Raw genomic sequence first — 16,520 nt, 5'->3', positions numbered from 1 at the left:
GTTACCTTTGTTACCTTTTGGGAGAAAGATATGAGATGCAGGTTGTCAACTACTCTCTGCCGAGATGCTTCGTTTCCCTCTGCATGGGGGAGTATCGATACCGGGTTTTCTCAGGTTCGTTGTCTCCGGTATTTATGGGTGTTATAGTTATACTGTCTATCCTGAGTAATAAGAGATCGGATTAAATCTACTTCTTAAAAACGAGATATACTGCCGCAACAAGGAAGACAAAAGCAAGTACATGGTTCCATCTGAAAGTTTCGGTCTTAAATGCCAGCGTACTGAAAAGGACGAAAACGGTAAGGGTAATAACTTCCTGTATAATTTTAAGCTGCATCAGAGAAAAAGGTCCTCCGTTGCCCTGGAAGCCCAAACGGTTTGCCGGAACCTGAAAACAATATTCGAAAAATGCAATACCCCAGCTGATAAGTATCACACCAAAGAGAGGAAGTGCGGCAAACCATGAATATTCTTTCATTTTCAGATGTCCGTACCATGCGAAAGTCATAAACACATTGGATACAACTAATAATAATATTGTATATAAACCGACAAGATTCATAATTGTAATAGCGTTAATATTTTGCGACGCAAAAGTAACTCAAATTTTGACAACAAAGATCACATATCTATTTATTATTTCGGCAATTAAAGTGATGAAAGCAAGATACGCTTTCAGGACATGTTGTTAAATTCTATACATCACTTGTAATATCTTATAATTTTAAATTCTTATCTTTGAAACCATTAATAATCAGCAATCAATTTATGAAATCGGTATTTATTTATATAGTGCTTTCCTTCTGTTGCTTACCAGTTGCATTTTCTCAAACATTGGCGGAAGCAAAAGACCTCTATCTGAAAGGGGAATACGCAAAGGCTCTCCCTGTATTTGAGACAGAATATGCGACTAAGCCTAATGATGCGAATATCAACCACTGGTACGGGGTATGCCTTTTCGAGACAGGAGGCGACAGGGTACAGGCAGAGAAAAGCCTGTTGTTTGCATCACAAAAAAGAATACAGGATTCGTTTTATTATCTGGGACAACTGTACACAGACGAGTTTCGGTTTGCCGAAGCTACCGAAGCTTTCAATAAATACGAATCCATGTTGAAAAAGAAAGATGATGACGCACGTGCCCGGCTCGAAGAGAAACGCAAAGAGATGTCACGCCTGAACCGTGTGGTATCCAACACTGAGGATATACAGATAATAGACAGTTTGGTAGTGGATAAAACTACTTTCCTGTCAGCCTACAAGTTGAGCCATAGCTCGGGACGCCTTGATTATTTTGATAAGGTTTTTACTTCCAACAAACGGGTAGAATCTACTGTCTATTTTAATGAAAAGGAAACAAAGATATATTATGCGCAACCGGAAAAGAACGGCTCGTATACTTTATATTCAATGGAGAAACTATTGGATAAGTATGGCAATGAAAAGAAACTCTCGGCTACTAACTTTAACCTGACGGGTGATCTTAACTATCCTTATGTAATGGCTGATGGAGTTACCATTTATTTTTCAGCAAAAGATTATGATAGCCTGGGAGGATATGACCTGTTTGTCTCGCGTTACAATATGAATAACGATACCTATCTTGCGCCCGAACGCCTGAATATGCCATTCAACTCGCTTTACAATGATTATATGATGGTTGTGGACGAAGAAAAAGGAATAGGATGGTTTGCTTCCGACAGGTTCCAACCCGAAGGTAAAGTATGTATTTACACCTTTATTCCGAATAAGACCGTGAAAATCGTAGAAAGCGATGATGAAAAATATATGGCCGGCAGGGCCCGTATAACATCTATAAAAGATACATGGCTGAAAGGCCAAAATTATTCGCAACTAATCGCTCTTGCCCGTAAGGCGCCTAAAGAGGAGGTCAAAGTAGTACGTGACTTTGAATTTGTAATCAATGACGGAAATACATATTATAAACTTGCCGACTTTAAGAATAAAACCGCCCGCGATACATATTTCAGAGTGGTGCAGATGAAATCGGACTTGAGGTCTGTATCCGAAAAGCTGGATAATCTGAGAAGTACATACAGTAAATCTTCGCAGGAAGCCAGACGCACGATGGCTACAGAAATCACCGATTTGGAAAAGAAACAGGAGCAATTGCAACGACAAATTCCTCCGTTGGAAGTACAAGCCCGCAATCAGGAAATACAGGACTTGCAATGATAATGCAATCTGTATACTAATTTCAGAAAATCTTCAACATCCATTACAGTTCGTTGCAATCTATAAAAGGTTATAGGTTACACTGTATTCAACCGGCACACAATAAATGGGGCGGAGAATGAAGTATGCTGCCCTTTTGATTTATGCCTCAAAGGAATGCAACTAATTCTTTGAGTATCATAATAGCCCGACTACTAATTCGCATCAATATATTACCCGCCTGTAATAAAGCCTCTCTCCCCTATTTTTCATTAGCAACTTATAAACTATTTAAGCTACTAGGAAACACAACACACAACATTCTAATTATTAGATAATTGATAAATATTTTTCATTTTAAATAAAAAAAGTTATCAAAAAATTTTGTCAGTTCAAAAATACAACTTAGATTTGCAGTGTACTAGTAATCTAATACACTAATAAAACAATAAACAAATAACTTAAAACATACAATTATGAAAGCAACAATCCTAACTTCAGTATTTGCAGTATTAGTTTCAACAATGAATCTTAGTGCGAGAAATGTAATGACTTACAGTAATGTAGAAAACGGAGAGTTTGGAGTAAAGAAAGAATATGTTTCTATCAATAAAGAAACTTCAAAACCCGAAAGCAAAGAATATTACCACTATGACCAAAACGGGAACATCGTAGAAAAGACAATAAGCATATGGAATGATAATACCGGATGGGAAAATCTCGCAACATATGCTTATCAATACGGAAATGCAAACAAAGTGGCTTATGTAGCATATACAAAATGGGACAAAGACAATGCAAGATGGTCTGAAAAATCCGATATTACTGTTCATATATATGATGATAAAGACGAATTTTTGACTACAAAGCAGATTCAGGTAGAGACCAAGACCGTCTTCAACTTAATTTCTCAGAAATAAATATAGCAATTATAACAACTAATAAATAATGCGAATCAGTAGTTGAGTTTTAACGTCCGATTGTTTTCTGCTACGCGCAATCACAGATTGCTGTGTCCCTTTTGGGCAATGCCAAAAGTGAGGGCAAACCCGGAAGGACGCGACAGACACGAACTGAAAGATAGAAGTTTTTACAAAGAACGCTTATATGATTAAAACAATCGAACGCTCCTATACTACAATAATCGCTTCAACTACTGATTGGCACAATTATAATTATAGCAAATTGCCTATTTTAAATCCGAGAAACACAGTACGGGGTAAACTTGGTCCGTAAATATAAGAAGGGTCCCTGTCAATACCTTTATCAAAATCTTTCTGATAAGAATTGAATATATTCTTCATACCGGCAAACCACTCAACCGTTACACCACCAGTTATCCTCATATCGTAATGAAACTTCAGGCCTGCATCGAAAAATGTTTTTGACTTGCGTAGTTCCCCGGCATCACGTACATTTCCCTCCGGCAAATCAACTCCAAAATAAGGCACTAACATCTTACCTGTATAATTGCCTGTTCCTGACACACCGAAATTACGTGCAAACTCCCAGTCCACAGTAAAGAAACCATATGTATCCGGAGTCCTGAAAAAGTTCTTTTCTCCAAAGGTCTCCTCAGCAGTCTTATACTTACTGGACTGAACTGTAAATCCGGCGCTCGCACTCAGTTTATCTGACGGCATTATTTTCAATTCCAGATTCAAACCTTGTACCGACGCCCCGTCTTTTGAATTGATACGGGTATAGATCACTGTACCATTCTCATCAGGTTCACCTATTTCATTTCTGAAGGGATTATGCAATTTATTGTAAAAGCCTTCTATCAGGATATTAGTATTGATACCTCCCAGTTTCTTATTGAAATCGAAAGACAAGGTGAAACTCGAACTGTTTTCTTGCTTCAGGTCCGGATCATTCTTATTTATCACCTGACGCGAACCCGATGTCTCTATATGAAGATCCTCATCGAATATTTGCGGAGCACGATAGCCTCTCGAAAAACCAAGACGCGTTTGCAGATAATCCGTAAGATCATACATTATACTTGCCCGGGGCACAAGTACAGTTCCCGATTTGTCGCTATCTGTCTGTTTATCGTTGATAGAATAATGCTCTACACGAGCTCCCGCAAGAAACTTGGCTTTACCAACCTTAATTTCATATTGAGCAAATGCTCCGGTAGTAGAAAGTGACTGGTCGGATACGATACGATTAGGAATATGCGTTGTTTCTATTTCACCATCATCATTCACCTTGTATTCAGGATATCCCAGCTTTTTGTCTGTCAAATGTGATCCGGTATGTTCTACACCTCCTATAAGAGTTGAAATATCATTTATCGAAGCCTTATATTGGGTACCGATATTAAATGTTTTATCTTTTGTATTACCGTAATCGCTTAACGATTGCCTGGCTCCGTAGTATGAATCGCGGTCAAGATATTGTCCCGAAGCAAATACGGTAAGCAGGTCGCTCTCCCGCAGATATTGTTCATAGGTCAATGCTCCTGTCACCATGTCATGTTTTACCGATTCCGATATATCCCGCTCATGGTCAGGATAGTCCTGCTTATTACCACCCTTGCGCTGTTCACGGATATTGAAGAAGTCGAGGCTTATTTTGCTCCTGTATGCAGGACGATGAAATATCCGGGTGCCGATAACGGTGTTTTTCATTGGTGCTATCTCGGAGAAACTATCACCATTAGCATCAAACATCTTGCGGTCGCGCATATTACCGAATACCGAAATTCCGGTCTTATGATCTTCTGTAACCAGAGTTGCATTCATTGTTGCATTATAATCGGCTGCCGGGCCATTAGAACCACTTAGCCCCGCACCTATCAATGAAGTATTAAATCCTGCTTCGAATGAATTCGTTTTCGGGTCCTTCAGTATCAGGTTAATAGTTCCGGCAATAGCATTCGATCCGTAAAGTACCGAACCACCACCACGTACAACTTCTATCCGTTCCAGCATATTAGCCGGAATCAGTTCCAAACCATAAACTCCGGCAAGCCCGCTAAATATAGGGCGGCTGTTTATCAGTATCTGCGAATAAGGGCCTTCCATACCATTCATACGTATTTGGGAAAAACCACAATTCTGGCAATCGTTCTCATAACGTAAGCCGGTACAGTAATTCAAACCTTCACCTAATACGACCGACTGGGTTGTTTCCAGCATTTTGGTACTGATGGTATTTACTATCACAGGGGCTTCGGCCCTTTTTTGAGAAGTACGTCCTGCCGTAACAACAACTTCATTAAGATTCAGTGCATCTTCTTCTATTTCAAAGTTCACCTCTATCGATTTCCCGCGTTTCAAGTCTACTTCTTTCTCCTGAGGTTTGAATCCGATACCTTCAGCAACAACCGTAAACGTTCCTTCGGGTAAGTTTTTTAGTGCATAATGCCCGGTTGCATCTGTAGCAACTCCTATTGTTGTATTTTTAAGGATAATATTAATATACGAAATATGTTGACCCGTCTTACTATTAACCACATGTCCGAAAATATTGGCGTCGGTACGCACCAGATTAGCCTGCATTACTCCTGCAGACAGTATTAATATAAATAATACTATTATATGTTTTTTCATTTTTTATTTTTAATTAATCAGTATCTGTAAAAGTAAAGTCTGGTTCCGGATGCCGGATTATAAGAAAGGTGGAGGACGCAGCAGAAAACATCCTCGTTGATACTGAAAATGGAGTACAGCACTCGAATTTGCAAGAAGTACAACAGGCTTAACAGCCGGGATATTTAAATCGATAATAGATGCCGATAAGTCTATTACTTCAAATGCCGATAAATGTTGTATTAATTGTAATTCTGTTTTTGTATGAGTATGCGCCGGTTTTCCATCACACCCTTTTTTATAGGGATGCGAATGGAGGATCATAGTATCATCAATCTTATGGATATGATGAAAGAAATTTATAGATCCCAGATATAAGACCGTCACAATCAATAAACCAAACTTACTGATTGCTAACGAATAACTGTTACGCATTAATTTGCGGTATAATAATAAATAGCTTTTTAGTTGAGGTGCAAAGCTAAAGAAATAAGACTTTTTCAACAATCACTATTACTAGGTATAAATAAAAGCGACAATACCTAAATATAGGTATTGTTTATATACAATAGAAAAATATTATAACTAAAAAATCCGCAACATTTGTTACGGATTCAATTATATCGTCAGAACATCGGACCGCCGGGGCCTCTGCCTCCTCCGCCGGGAGGACCAAATCTGCGTCCACCACCAGGACCTTCCATATCGCTGCTCTTCGCTCCGCCTTTAAAGGATTGGAAACGAATAGTAAGCCCCACCATGAAATAACTGCTGATGGTATTATAAGTACTATAAGTTATATTGTTGGCATTCGAACTACGAGAAATATTACTCTGGTCCTGAAGTATATCATATATCTTAAAGCGTAAAGTAGCCGGAAGGCTGACAGCTCCAGACTCTTTCTTTATTTTTATATTAAACTCTTTGGCCAGAGAAGCATTCCATATCCATGAATTTTCCTGATAACCTCCGGTATATCCCGAATTGGATGAATAGTTCAGATCGCTTTCAAGGACAAAATTGTATGGCAGATACCAAGAAAAATCACCACCACCGCCATAGTTATAAATTTCCTGATTTTTAAGCGATTCATTCTGAGTAGATGACAGGGAGTTTCTGGTATTCTCATAAGAAATGTTCCCCCTGATATTGAACTGGAATTTATCAGAGTTAAACTTTAACCCAAGACCTTCACTGATACTATATGTATTGGCCGTATTCTTTTGAGGATCTCCCCCGTCACGGTCCGATATGAATGTATTATCACGGTTATAGTTACCGAATGTACGTGTGTTAATAGAAAAACGCTTGTTCCTCAACGGAGTATTATACATAAACATGAGTCGTCCCGTCATATTGCCATCGATATTCTCATAGGTAGTATTCCGGCTATTACCTTCTCCGATGCGTGTAATACTTGCTATGGCATTCGTTGTATACCTCACGTCTGCAAAACTCATTATGGACGATGCTTTTTCCGGAGTGTATTTTTGATAACGTATATTCAACCTGTGTTCGAAACTTGGTTTCAGATTAGGATTACCCCGTGTAGTATCGGTCGCACTCTGTGAGATGATACCATCATAGAGCTGATCTGTCGATGCCTGACTGGTTTGTCCGTTATATCTTATCCTAAGGTTATGGCGTTTATCCCACAAGTAATTTAGTTCCAGTCGTGGAGCGAAATTCACAAAATTCCTTGCCCGGTCTTTATTCTCCACCATATTCGGCTGCGTAACGGAAGTTTGGGAGCGAGACGGCTCCAACCCTACACCAATAGTATAATTATACTTCTGACGGCGGGCCTGAAAATTTAAGGATATATTCTGATTCAGGAAGTCATTTTTTGTATTACGGGTATAATCTTCTGCTATAACCGTATATTTCCCTGAAGCATCCTTCTCATATGTTTTTTTATCTGTTTCGGAATGGGTATTCCTTATGTTATAGGCCAGTTCCAGGAAATTATTACGTCCGATAGGCTCCAGATAAGACAACCGGGCACGCCAGTTATAACTATTATTTTTCTGATTATATATCTGATCTTGTATTCTTGATTCGTCTCTATTATAATAATCCGTTATTGAATAAGTTATACCATCAGTATTTCCATCAGACAATCCGCCGGACAATTCTACTGTAACAGATCGCCCTTTACTACTCAATTTTCTGCTTACCAATAAATTTCCATCCAACCGAAGTGTATGTCCATCCGATGACGATTCCGAATTAGCCAAAAAGTTATCTTTTTCGCTGGAAGCGGTCGTACGCTCCGACTCACTCATCGAAAACTGATTTGACTTCGAATATGAAAGATTGGGACGAAATATGATATTAGTCAGACTGTCGGGCGTCCATTCGAATTTGAACCGGCCATTCATATTCTTATTATTATTGTTCTGCGACGAAGTCTTATTTTCAATCATATCACTGCTTGTATATGTTGTGCTGCTTGTCGTTTCCACATTATTATCGGTACCCCTGTATTGGGCATCTCCATCATACTTAAATTTCTTGGAAGGTTCCATGGCAACATTCACTCCTCCCATTGCCGTTTCGGTGAGTCCTCTGTTGTTTCCCCAACCTCGTCCGCCGCTACCGCCACCGCCGGCATTGTTATTATTGTTGAAATTGCCCAATGCAGAAAGACGATTGTCTCCTCTGGCGATATTGACAAATCCGTTTGCTTCGTAACGGTCTTTATTTCCATATCCTCCTGATACTGTACCCATAACCCCTTCTTTCATGCCGGGCTTTACTACCAGATTTATCACGGTTTGTTCTTCTCCGTCATCGAAGCCCGTAAGAAGAGCCATGTCTGATTTTTGATCCAGCACCTGCAATTTCTCTACCATCTTGGCCGGTAAATTCTCGGATGCGGTCTTAGGATCGTCACTGAAAAACTCTTTCCCATCCACAAGAATCTTAGAGATATCCTTTCCGTTTACGGTTATTTTACCGTCCGAGTCGATCTCCGCTCCGGGGATCTTCTTTATAAGGTCTCCCAATACCGCACTTTCCTGTACTTTATAGGCTGCAGCATTATATTCTGCTGTGTCCCCTTTTATAATTATTTCAGGTGCTTTAGCTTCTACTGTGGCTTCACTCAGCAAAATGCCATCCTCTTTCAGATATACATTTCCAATTGCGGTTTTCGTCCTCGTATTCACAGTAAAATATTGTTCCAGATAACCAAGAAACGAGACATGCACGAGATAATTCCCGGGTTTTACAGCAACACTGAACTTACCTGTCTCATTCGTTGCAGCACCTGTGACATATGCGCTATCTTTAGCATTCAGAACACGAATACTAGCCAACTCAATTCCTTCTTTGGTACCGTCATCAAATACAGTTCCTGTTATATTTACCGTCTGGGATTGTGCACTTAACTGAAAGAATATGCACAAAAAAAGAAGCAGGGGAATATTCCTTTTCATTGTTTCCTTTATAATCTAATTTTTATTTACCTGACAATTCTGACTCGATTAATTAGAAAAGGTTTAATTCAAATTCGCTTTTTTAATAAAAAAGTCACACATATCATAAATTTTGTATTCTCTCATTTTTTAAATTCTTTTACAAAAGATAAAAAAAGCCTGCGCCGTTCCTTTCTAAAAAAGCGTTATATTTGTGTTTTATATTATTACAAAATTAAAGAGATAAAGAGTATCCGTCTCACTTCATCATATGGCTAAAAAGACAGTCCAGAAAAAGAAAACCCCAAATAAAGGCTCTGCATTCTTAGAGTTTATAAAAAAAGAACGCACCCGGTTTTTGCTAGGTGTATGCCTTGCATTCATCGGAGCATATATATTACTGGGGCAGGTATCGTTCTTCGTTACCGGAGCCGCCGACCAGAGCAAGGTTGTAAACAGATATTTCTTCGACCTCATATCCCATAAACAACAGATAGCTAACTGGACGGGTGTTGCAGGCGCTTTTATAGCGGAGAAATTTATAAACCAATGGTTCGGCATTTTTTCATTACTAATCCCTGTCTATTTTATACTGATGGGACTAAAAATGATGCGGGTAATAAATATATCCGCCATCCGCACATTCCTGCTCCTGGCTTTTGCTATGATATGGGGTTCTATAACAAGCGCTTTTACCTTATCCCGGATCTTTCCCGACAGTCATATTATATGGGGAGGCGCCCACGGACAGTATATTGAGCAAACCTTGGAAGCCGCACTGGGAATACCCGGCGTGCTGATGATTATCGTCTTGTTACTGATTATATTCCTGATTATTACCAAAAAGGCATCCATGGAATTTTTCCGCGGGCTATTCAAAAATCCGTTGAAAAATAATTCGGCGCAGGATATAGATCCCGAACTTGAGAATTTCTATGAAGAAGAAATAGAGGAAGAAGAACCTGTGAAAGAAAAGAGAAGCTGGTTCAGCTTCTTTAAACGGAAGAAGGAGGACAAAGATATCGAAGAAGAGAACAATAGAGATACTCTTGAAGAAGATATGGAAATATCTCCGGCAGAAAATACAAAGACAAGAAAAACTCCGACAACATTAAAAGTGGATCAGGATTTTGAAATTGTTGTACCGAAAGATGAAGAATTTATCCAACCTGTAAGAAATACAGAGACACAGCCACTAATACCAACCGGGCCGGTTCTACCTGCTCTCGACGGAGAGACTGATATATTGCCGGAAGGTGAAGAAATGGAAGATTACGATCCTACCAAAGACCTGTCCAACTTCCACTTTCCATCTACCGAACTGCTGAAAATATATGACACCACGGGCAAAGGGGTTGATATGGAAGAGCAAAATGCCAATAAGAGTAAAATTATAACTACCCTGCAAAATTACGGTATTGAAATTACATCTATCAAAGCAACCGTAGGACCTACAATCACATTATATGAAATAGTACCGAAAGCAGGAGTACGAATTTCCAAAATCCGTAATCTGGAAGACGATATTGCCCTGAGTCTATCAGCTCTGGGTATCCGTATCATAGCTCCTATGCCGGGCAAAGGGACAATCGGGATAGAAGTGCCGAACAAAGACCCGCAGATCGTATCCATGCAGTCGGTGATTGCCTCCCGCAGATTTCAGGAATGTGCTTACGACCTGCCTGTTGCTCTGGGTAAGACCATCACGAACGAAATATTCATGTTCGACCTTTGCAAGATGCCACACTTACTCGTTGCCGGGGCTACAGGACAAGGAAAATCGGTGGGACTGAATGCCATCATTACATCCCTGCTTTATAAAAAGCATCCGGCTGAGATGAAGATGGTACTGGTAGACCCCAAGATGGTGGAGTTCAATATCTATTCTACAATAGAAAAGCATTATCTGGCAAAACTGCCCGATGCGGAAAAAGCCATTATCACAGATGTAACCAAAGTAACCCAGACTCTCAACTCACTTACAAAGGAGATGGACGACCGTTACGAATTGCTGATGAATGCCGGAGTGCGTAACATAAAAGAGTATAACGAAAAATTCAGGAAGCGCCGTTTGAACCCGTTGAAAGGCCACCGCTTCCTGCCATATCTCGTTATCATCATAGACGAGTTTGGCGACCTCATTATGACCGCCGGAAAAGAAATAGAAATGCCTATCGCCCGTATAGCACAGAAAGCACGTGCAGTAGGTATGCATATGGTTATCGCCACACAGCGCCCTACTACAAATATCATCACGGGTACGATAAAGGCCAACTTCCCTGCCCGTATGGCCTTCCGTGTAACATCACAGATAGACTCACGCACGATTCTGGATATGTCCGGTGCAAACCAATTGATAGGGCGGGGAGACTTACTATTCTCACAGGGGAGTGATCTGGTCCGCATCCAATGCGCCTTTGTAGATACTCCGGAGGTGGAAGGAATAGCCCAGTATATAGGGAACCAGCAAGGATATTCGCACGCGTTCGAGCTACCTGAATATGTGGGTGAAGGCGGCGATGATAAAATCGGCAATATTGATCTTAACGACCGCGACCCGTTGTTCGATGAGGCCGCGCGCCTGATAGTCGTACACCAGCAGGGCTCAACTTCACTTATTCAACGGAAATTCTCTATCGGATACAACCGTGCCGGACGCCTTATGGACCAGCTGGAAGCTGCAGGTATCGTCGGCCCTACACAGGGCAGCAAAGCACGCGATGTGCTTATTGCTGACGAATACAGTCTGGAACAAAAGTTGAATGCTTTTAATTAGATAATAATGCCAATCGGTAATTGAAGTGATTATTGTAGTATAGAAACGTTCTATTCTTATCGACTTCACTTCGTTTCGTCAGAATGTTCATTTTGGCATTGCCCAAAACGAACCAAAAGGCTAGCGCTTCGTTCCTCGGCGACCTGTCAACGGTTTGCCGACTGAAAGTGACAAACGGGCTATCGCCCCGTCCCTTTGCCTCGCCTTCGCTTCGGCGATTGTTAATTCCACGCCGGCTGCACCGGACAGGTGCCCGCCTGCGTCACTAATGCGCATCCGCTGACGCCTTAGTAAGCCAAGCCCTTTGAAGTGGGGCGCTAAAGCGTTTTTAGTTCCTTTTGCCCAAAGCCGCAAAAGGAACACAAGCAATCTTTGATTGCGCGTAGTAAAAAAACGAACGTTAAAATGTTTCAATAATTCTTTTTGATTACTTAAACCCCAAAAAACATCTCAAAATAATTATAAAAAAGTTCAGCTATAAAATTTAAACAGGCTATTAATTGCTTTCACCATTTTTTAAACTTTTCTGTTTATTAATTGTCTATATTTGTATACTAAACAGAACGAGATATGAAAATCAAATTATTCACATTATTCATCCTTATCACATTCACAGCCGGATTATCTGCTCAAAACGCCCGTGAAATATTAGACAAAGCATCGGATACATATAATAAGGCGGGTGCTGTTACAGCAAGTTTTACGCTGGACTCGAAGGACACAAAAGCCCAGTCAATTCACAGTTACGACGGCAAAGCTTTTATGAAGGGGAATAAGTTCAGAATAGAAATCCCTGATGCCATTACCTGGTTTGATGGTACAACCCAGTGGGTCTATATAAAAGATACCGAAGAGGTGAACATAAGCAACCCTACAGGTGAAGAGTTACAGGCAATCAGTCCTTCGGTACTATTCAATATATATAAGAAAGGATTCAACCTGTCGTATAAAGGGGAAAAAAGGCTGAACGGAAAATCATTATATGAAGTAGAACTAATACCTCAGAAAAAAGGTGGAGATTTTACTAAAATAGCCGTATTGATAGATAAAGCAAACAATATCTTCTCAAGGATCACAGTAACCGATAAAGCAGGGATAGAAAACATACTCACTATTAAGAGTTACCAGACCGGAAGCAACTTGACCGACGATGTATTCCAATTCAATAAAAAAGACTACCCCAGAGCCGAGGTAGTTGATTTAAGATAGATAGATTCTGTTTATCATACTATAAAAAATATGAAATAGATAAGCTTTGAATCAATAAACATTTTCTATACATTTGCGCTAAATATAAACAAAACATATAAATCTCACAACATGAACGAAAAAGTACGTTGCCTGATTATCGGTTCAGGCCCTGCAGGATATACTGCTGCTATTTATGCATCAAGAGCAAACCTATCTCCTGTACTTTACGAAGGAATACAACCCGGCGGACAGCTGACAACGACAACCGAGGTTGAGAATTTCCCCGGTTATCCGGAAGGCATCACAGGCCCCGAACTGATGGAGGATCTGAAAAAGCAGGCTACACGCTTCGGTGCCGATATACGTTTCGGCATCGCCACCGCGGTAGATTTTACAAGCTATCCCCGCAAAGTGACTATCGACGGGGAAAAAGTAATAGAAACCGATACGGTAATTATTGCTACCGGAGCTAGTGCTAAATACCTCGGATTACCTGATGAAGCAAAATATGCAGGAATGGGAGTTTCGGCCTGTGCAACATGCGACGGATTCTTTTACCGTAAAAAAGTGGTAGCCGTAGTAGGTGGTGGAGACACTGCCTGTGAAGAAGCTATATATCTGGCCGGACTGGCAGAGAAAGTTTATCTGGTTGTGCGTAAGCCTTATCTCCGCGCATCGAAAGTAATGCAGGACAGGGCAATGCAAAATCCAAAGATAGAAATCCTGTTCGAATGTAATGCCGTGGGACTGTTTGGAGAGAACGGAGTGGAAGGTGCTCATATTGTGAAACATCAGGGAGAGGCCAATGAAGAAAAATTCGATATCAAGATCGACGGATTCTTCCTCGCCATCGGTCACAAACCGAATACAGACATATTTAAAGACCAGCTTAACCTCGACTCTGTAGGCTATATCCTTACGGAACCGGGAACACCAAAAACATGCATAGAAGGGGTATTCGCAGCGGGCGATGTTGCCGATCCTCACTATCGTCAGGCTATTACAGCAGCAGGCACAGGTTGTCAGGCCGCAATAGAAGCTGAAAGATATCTGAGCGAAAGGGGATTATAATATAGCTACGAGTTACAAGTGCGTTGACACCCGAACAGTGCGAAACCATCAAAGACTTATTACTTGTAACTCGTAACTGCCTCAAGGCGAAGCAACTCCTAACTAAAACAACCTTAATGAACTGGAAAGACTACTTCTACTTTCAGAAACGGGACAGAACCGCAATACTACTATTGCTCGTCCTTATTGCCCTCTCCGTAGGGATATATATCTTTACCAGACCGCAACAAAGCACAGATAAAGAAGACGTTAATACTTCATCAACACCATCAAAGGCAAATATTGATACTTTGACCGGCAAAACGGCTACTAATATCTACGAACAGGAGAAGAAAAAGAACGCAGGCTATGCCTATCAGGAGAAGCTGAAAAGGGGTGAAACCATAGAGCTCAATTCAGCAGATACCACATCGCTAAAAAAGATACCCGGGATAGGAACCGGATTCGCAAACCGGATAGCCAGGTACCGCAATCTATTGGGAGGCTTTACGGATATCACACAACTGAAAGAGGTCTGGGGACTGGACAATGAATTATATGACAAAATCATACCTTTTATCGTACTTATTCCACAAATAGAGAAGATAAAAATTAACTCGGCAGACTTCAATGAATTGAACAGGCACCCCTATATTGATTACAGGCAGACGAAGGTTATTATAGATATCAGAGACCGGAAAGGCAGTATAGAATCACTGAAACGCCTGTCTCTGCTTGAAGAATTTACTGATGATGACATAAAAAGGCTTACACCTTACCTCTCTTTCGACTAGATATAATACTCGGCCAGATCTACCAGTCCGGCACGCATGGCATATTTAATAGCCTCATGCACATTATTTACTTCCAGTTTACGGAAGATATTCTTTCGGTGAGTGATGATTGTATGAAAGCTCAGATTGCGGTTAGATGCTATTTCTTTCGTCGTTCTTCCTAATGCTATCTCCTTGAGAATCTCTTTCTCCGTAACAGTAAGAATATGATCCAGCGATTCGGTCATAGGCTTCTGGCTTTGCAAAAGCTGGTTTGTTACACGACCGCAGATGAAGCGTTCGCCACGGAATATATGCAGCAAACCCATATTTATCTCATCCAGTTCGCATGACTTCAGGACAATGCTAAATGACTCGCTACTCATAATCAGGCGACGGAGAAAATCGTAACTTAATTCATCGGAAAATAACAACCAACGGGATTGTGAAAATCTATATCCAACATTTAACAGTTCATCTACACTCCCAAAATCAGAGAGGGTATAATCCAGTATCACAACTGCATCAGGGGTAGTTGTAAGCATTTTCACCAGATCACCCTTACTGTCGGCGACCTGAACAGAAGATGCCTTGTTGGTATCACTTATAAGGGTTTCGATCCCTACACGCGTGATATCCTGCCTGTCGACTATAATTACATCTTTCATCCCAATCCTTAGCGATTTGATATGATTAAAGGTCAAAGATAGTTATTTCTGTCCAAAAAATTTAGAAAAGAACATCATTTGATAATCCACCGCGTTATTCCAGTAGTCGTGCGTATGCGCTCCCGGACGGACAATATAATCGTGAGGAATATTCATGTACAGCATTTTCTTGTGCAGCTCTTCATTTACATTATAGAAGAAATCATTTACGCCGCAGTCTATTATAATAGCCAACGAGTTCGGCTGTATCTTATCCAGTTGATCTATGACAGTATGCTTATCCCATTGCTCTCTGTTATCTTTATATTTTCCAAGCCAGCTTTTCATTTCCCAGTTATTCGGAAAAGGACGGATATCCACCCCTCCACTCATAGAACCGCATGCGCCGAACACATCTGAATGATTTATCCCCAGCCATAAACCACCATGGCCACCCATACTGAAACCCGTTACAGCGCGCCCTTTCGGAGAAGCCACGGTGTTGTAATGCTCATCTATATATTTAATCAGTTCGGAGCTTACATACGTTTCAAATTGCATTGACGGATTAACAGGGCTATCCCAATACCAACTATTCTGTCCGTCGGGACAAACCACAATCATCTGCCAACGCGTAGCATCCTGAGGCAGACTCTTTTTGGTACCGTTTACCCATGTATCGTATCGCCCCCCGTAACCATGCAAAAGGTAAAGAACCGGATATTTAGCCGCGTCGTTTTTGTCGTACCCAGCGGGGAGGACAACTACGTTTTTGATTGTCTTGTTCATCTTTGGACTGAATACCTGAATGGTATCTACTGTTTGCGAAAACAATGGCAGGCAAGCTATAGCTATCAGCACAGTCAAAGTTGTAAATAGTTTTTTCATTTTTCGTTAGATTATTTTGTTATTAGGTTCGTCATTCATTAGAGTATATAGATAATAAAGAT

Annotated in this window: 13 protein-coding genes; 7 read left to right on the top strand and 6 right to left on the bottom strand. The window is 40.6% G+C overall.

Annotated elements, in window-relative coordinates; genetic code table 11:
* Positions 1 to 185: hypothetical protein (locus tag B3317_RS04390; protein WP_291109001.1), on the top strand; the 185-nt coding region annotated here is incomplete at its 5' end.
* A 2-nt stretch (positions 186 to 187) separates the two neighbouring features.
* On the opposite strand, the gene B3317_RS04385 is transcribed toward B3317_RS04390, so the two are convergent.
* The gene (locus B3317_RS04385; RefSeq protein WP_291108999.1) at positions 188 to 562 is read right to left on the bottom strand and encodes a DMT family protein; all 375 of its coding nucleotides are present in this window, start codon (positions 560 to 562) and stop codon (positions 188 to 190) included.
* Between the two features lie 176 nt (positions 563 to 738).
* Between B3317_RS04385 and B3317_RS04380 the strand changes: the two genes are divergently transcribed.
* Both B3317_RS04380 and B3317_RS04375 read left to right on the top strand, forming a co-directional pair.
* Positions 739 to 2,196, top strand: a complete 1,458-nt coding sequence (locus tag B3317_RS04380; protein ID WP_291108997.1) for a tetratricopeptide repeat protein — start codon at positions 739 to 741, stop codon at positions 2,194 to 2,196.
* 455 nt (positions 2,197 to 2,651) lie between these two features.
* Positions 2,652 to 3,095, top strand: coding sequence for a DUF3836 domain-containing protein (locus B3317_RS04375; RefSeq protein WP_291108995.1), 444 nt, complete (start codon positions 2,652 to 2,654; stop codon positions 3,093 to 3,095).
* Positions 3,096 to 3,350: 255 nt separating this feature from the next.
* Here B3317_RS04375 and B3317_RS04370 read toward each other — a convergent pair whose 3' ends face one another.
* The 3 genes from B3317_RS04370 to B3317_RS04360 all read right to left on the bottom strand — a co-directional run bounded on the left by B3317_RS04370 (position 3,351) and on the right by B3317_RS04360 (position 9,154).
* Positions 3,351 to 5,735 (bottom strand): TonB-dependent receptor, encoded by a 2,385-nt coding sequence (locus tag B3317_RS04370; RefSeq protein ID WP_291108993.1) that lies wholly within the window; start codon positions 5,733 to 5,735, stop codon positions 3,351 to 3,353.
* Positions 5,736 to 5,792: 57 nt separating this feature from the next.
* The gene (locus tag B3317_RS04365; RefSeq protein ID WP_291108991.1) at positions 5,793 to 6,149 is read right to left on the bottom strand and encodes a hypothetical protein; all 357 of its coding nucleotides are present in this window, start codon (positions 6,147 to 6,149) and stop codon (positions 5,793 to 5,795) included.
* A gap of 191 nt (positions 6,150 to 6,340) precedes the next feature.
* A complete protein-coding gene (locus B3317_RS04360; RefSeq protein ID WP_291108989.1) occupies positions 6,341 to 9,154 on the bottom strand; it encodes a TonB-dependent receptor in 2,814 nt (937 codons plus the stop codon).
* A gap of 250 nt (positions 9,155 to 9,404) precedes the next feature.
* Between B3317_RS04360 and B3317_RS04355 the strand changes: the two genes are divergently transcribed.
* From B3317_RS04355 to B3317_RS04340, 4 genes are all read left to right on the top strand, one after another.
* Positions 9,405 to 11,909 (top strand): FtsK/SpoIIIE family DNA translocase, encoded by a 2,505-nt coding sequence (locus tag B3317_RS04355; RefSeq protein ID WP_291108987.1) that lies wholly within the window; start codon positions 9,405 to 9,407, stop codon positions 11,907 to 11,909.
* A gap of 570 nt (positions 11,910 to 12,479) precedes the next feature.
* On the top strand, positions 12,480 to 13,118 hold the full coding sequence (locus B3317_RS04350) for a LolA family protein (protein ID WP_291108985.1): 639 nt from the start codon (positions 12,480 to 12,482) through the stop codon (positions 13,116 to 13,118).
* A gap of 111 nt (positions 13,119 to 13,229) precedes the next feature.
* Positions 13,230 to 14,171, top strand: a complete 942-nt coding sequence (trxB, locus tag B3317_RS04345) for a thioredoxin-disulfide reductase (RefSeq protein WP_291108983.1) — start codon at positions 13,230 to 13,232, stop codon at positions 14,169 to 14,171.
* A 116-nt stretch (positions 14,172 to 14,287) separates the two neighbouring features.
* Positions 14,288 to 14,944, top strand: coding sequence for a helix-hairpin-helix domain-containing protein (locus B3317_RS04340; RefSeq protein ID WP_291108981.1), 657 nt, complete (start codon positions 14,288 to 14,290; stop codon positions 14,942 to 14,944).
* On the opposite strand, the gene B3317_RS04335 is transcribed toward B3317_RS04340, so the two are convergent.
* A complete protein-coding gene (locus tag B3317_RS04335) occupies positions 14,941 to 15,591 on the bottom strand; it encodes a response regulator transcription factor (RefSeq protein ID WP_291108979.1) in 651 nt (216 codons plus the stop codon). The two genes, B3317_RS04340 and B3317_RS04335, sit on opposite strands and share 4 nt — an antisense overlap.
* A 42-nt stretch (positions 15,592 to 15,633) precedes the next feature.
* Positions 15,634 to 16,458, bottom strand: coding sequence for an alpha/beta hydrolase (locus B3317_RS04330; RefSeq protein WP_291108977.1), 825 nt, complete (start codon positions 16,456 to 16,458; stop codon positions 15,634 to 15,636).
* Positions 16,459 to 16,520 lie beyond the last annotated feature (62 nt).

The organism is Dysgonomonas sp. UBA7710, assembly GCF_002482385.1.
Classification (GTDB): domain Bacteria; phylum Bacteroidota; class Bacteroidia; order Bacteroidales; family Dysgonomonadaceae; genus Dysgonomonas.
This window is presented reverse-complemented; position numbering and strand designations above follow the sequence as displayed.

What these genes read in the sequence shown, in the direction of transcription:
- B3317_RS04385 (WP_291108999.1), bottom strand. Translation starts at nt 562, where the DNA reads ATGAATCTTGTCGGTTTATATACAATATTATTATTAGTTGTATCCAAT.
- B3317_RS04375 (WP_291108995.1), top strand. Translation starts at nt 2,652, where the DNA reads ATGAAAGCAACAATCCTAACTTCAGTATTTGCAGTATTAGTTTCAACA.
- B3317_RS04370 (WP_291108993.1), bottom strand. Translation starts at nt 5,735, where the DNA reads ATGAAAAAACATATAATAGTATTATTTATATTAATACTGTCTGCAGGA.
- B3317_RS04365 (WP_291108991.1), bottom strand. Translation starts at nt 6,149, where the DNA reads ATGCGTAACAGTTATTCGTTAGCAATCAGTAAGTTTGGTTTATTGATT.
- B3317_RS04360 (WP_291108989.1), bottom strand. Translation starts at nt 9,154, where the DNA reads ATGAAAAGGAATATTCCCCTGCTTCTTTTTTTGTGCATATTCTTTCAG.
- B3317_RS04355 (WP_291108987.1), top strand. Translation starts at nt 9,405, where the DNA reads ATGGCTAAAAAGACAGTCCAGAAAAAGAAAACCCCAAATAAAGGCTCT.
- B3317_RS04350 (WP_291108985.1), top strand. Translation starts at nt 12,480, where the DNA reads ATGAAAATCAAATTATTCACATTATTCATCCTTATCACATTCACAGCC.
- trxB (WP_291108983.1), top strand. Translation starts at nt 13,230, where the DNA reads ATGAACGAAAAAGTACGTTGCCTGATTATCGGTTCAGGCCCTGCAGGA.
- B3317_RS04340 (WP_291108981.1), top strand. Translation starts at nt 14,288, where the DNA reads ATGAACTGGAAAGACTACTTCTACTTTCAGAAACGGGACAGAACCGCA.
- B3317_RS04335 (WP_291108979.1), bottom strand. Translation starts at nt 15,591, where the DNA reads ATGAAAGATGTAATTATAGTCGACAGGCAGGATATCACGCGTGTAGGG.
- B3317_RS04330 (WP_291108977.1), bottom strand. Translation starts at nt 16,458, where the DNA reads ATGAAAAAACTATTTACAACTTTGACTGTGCTGATAGCTATAGCTTGC.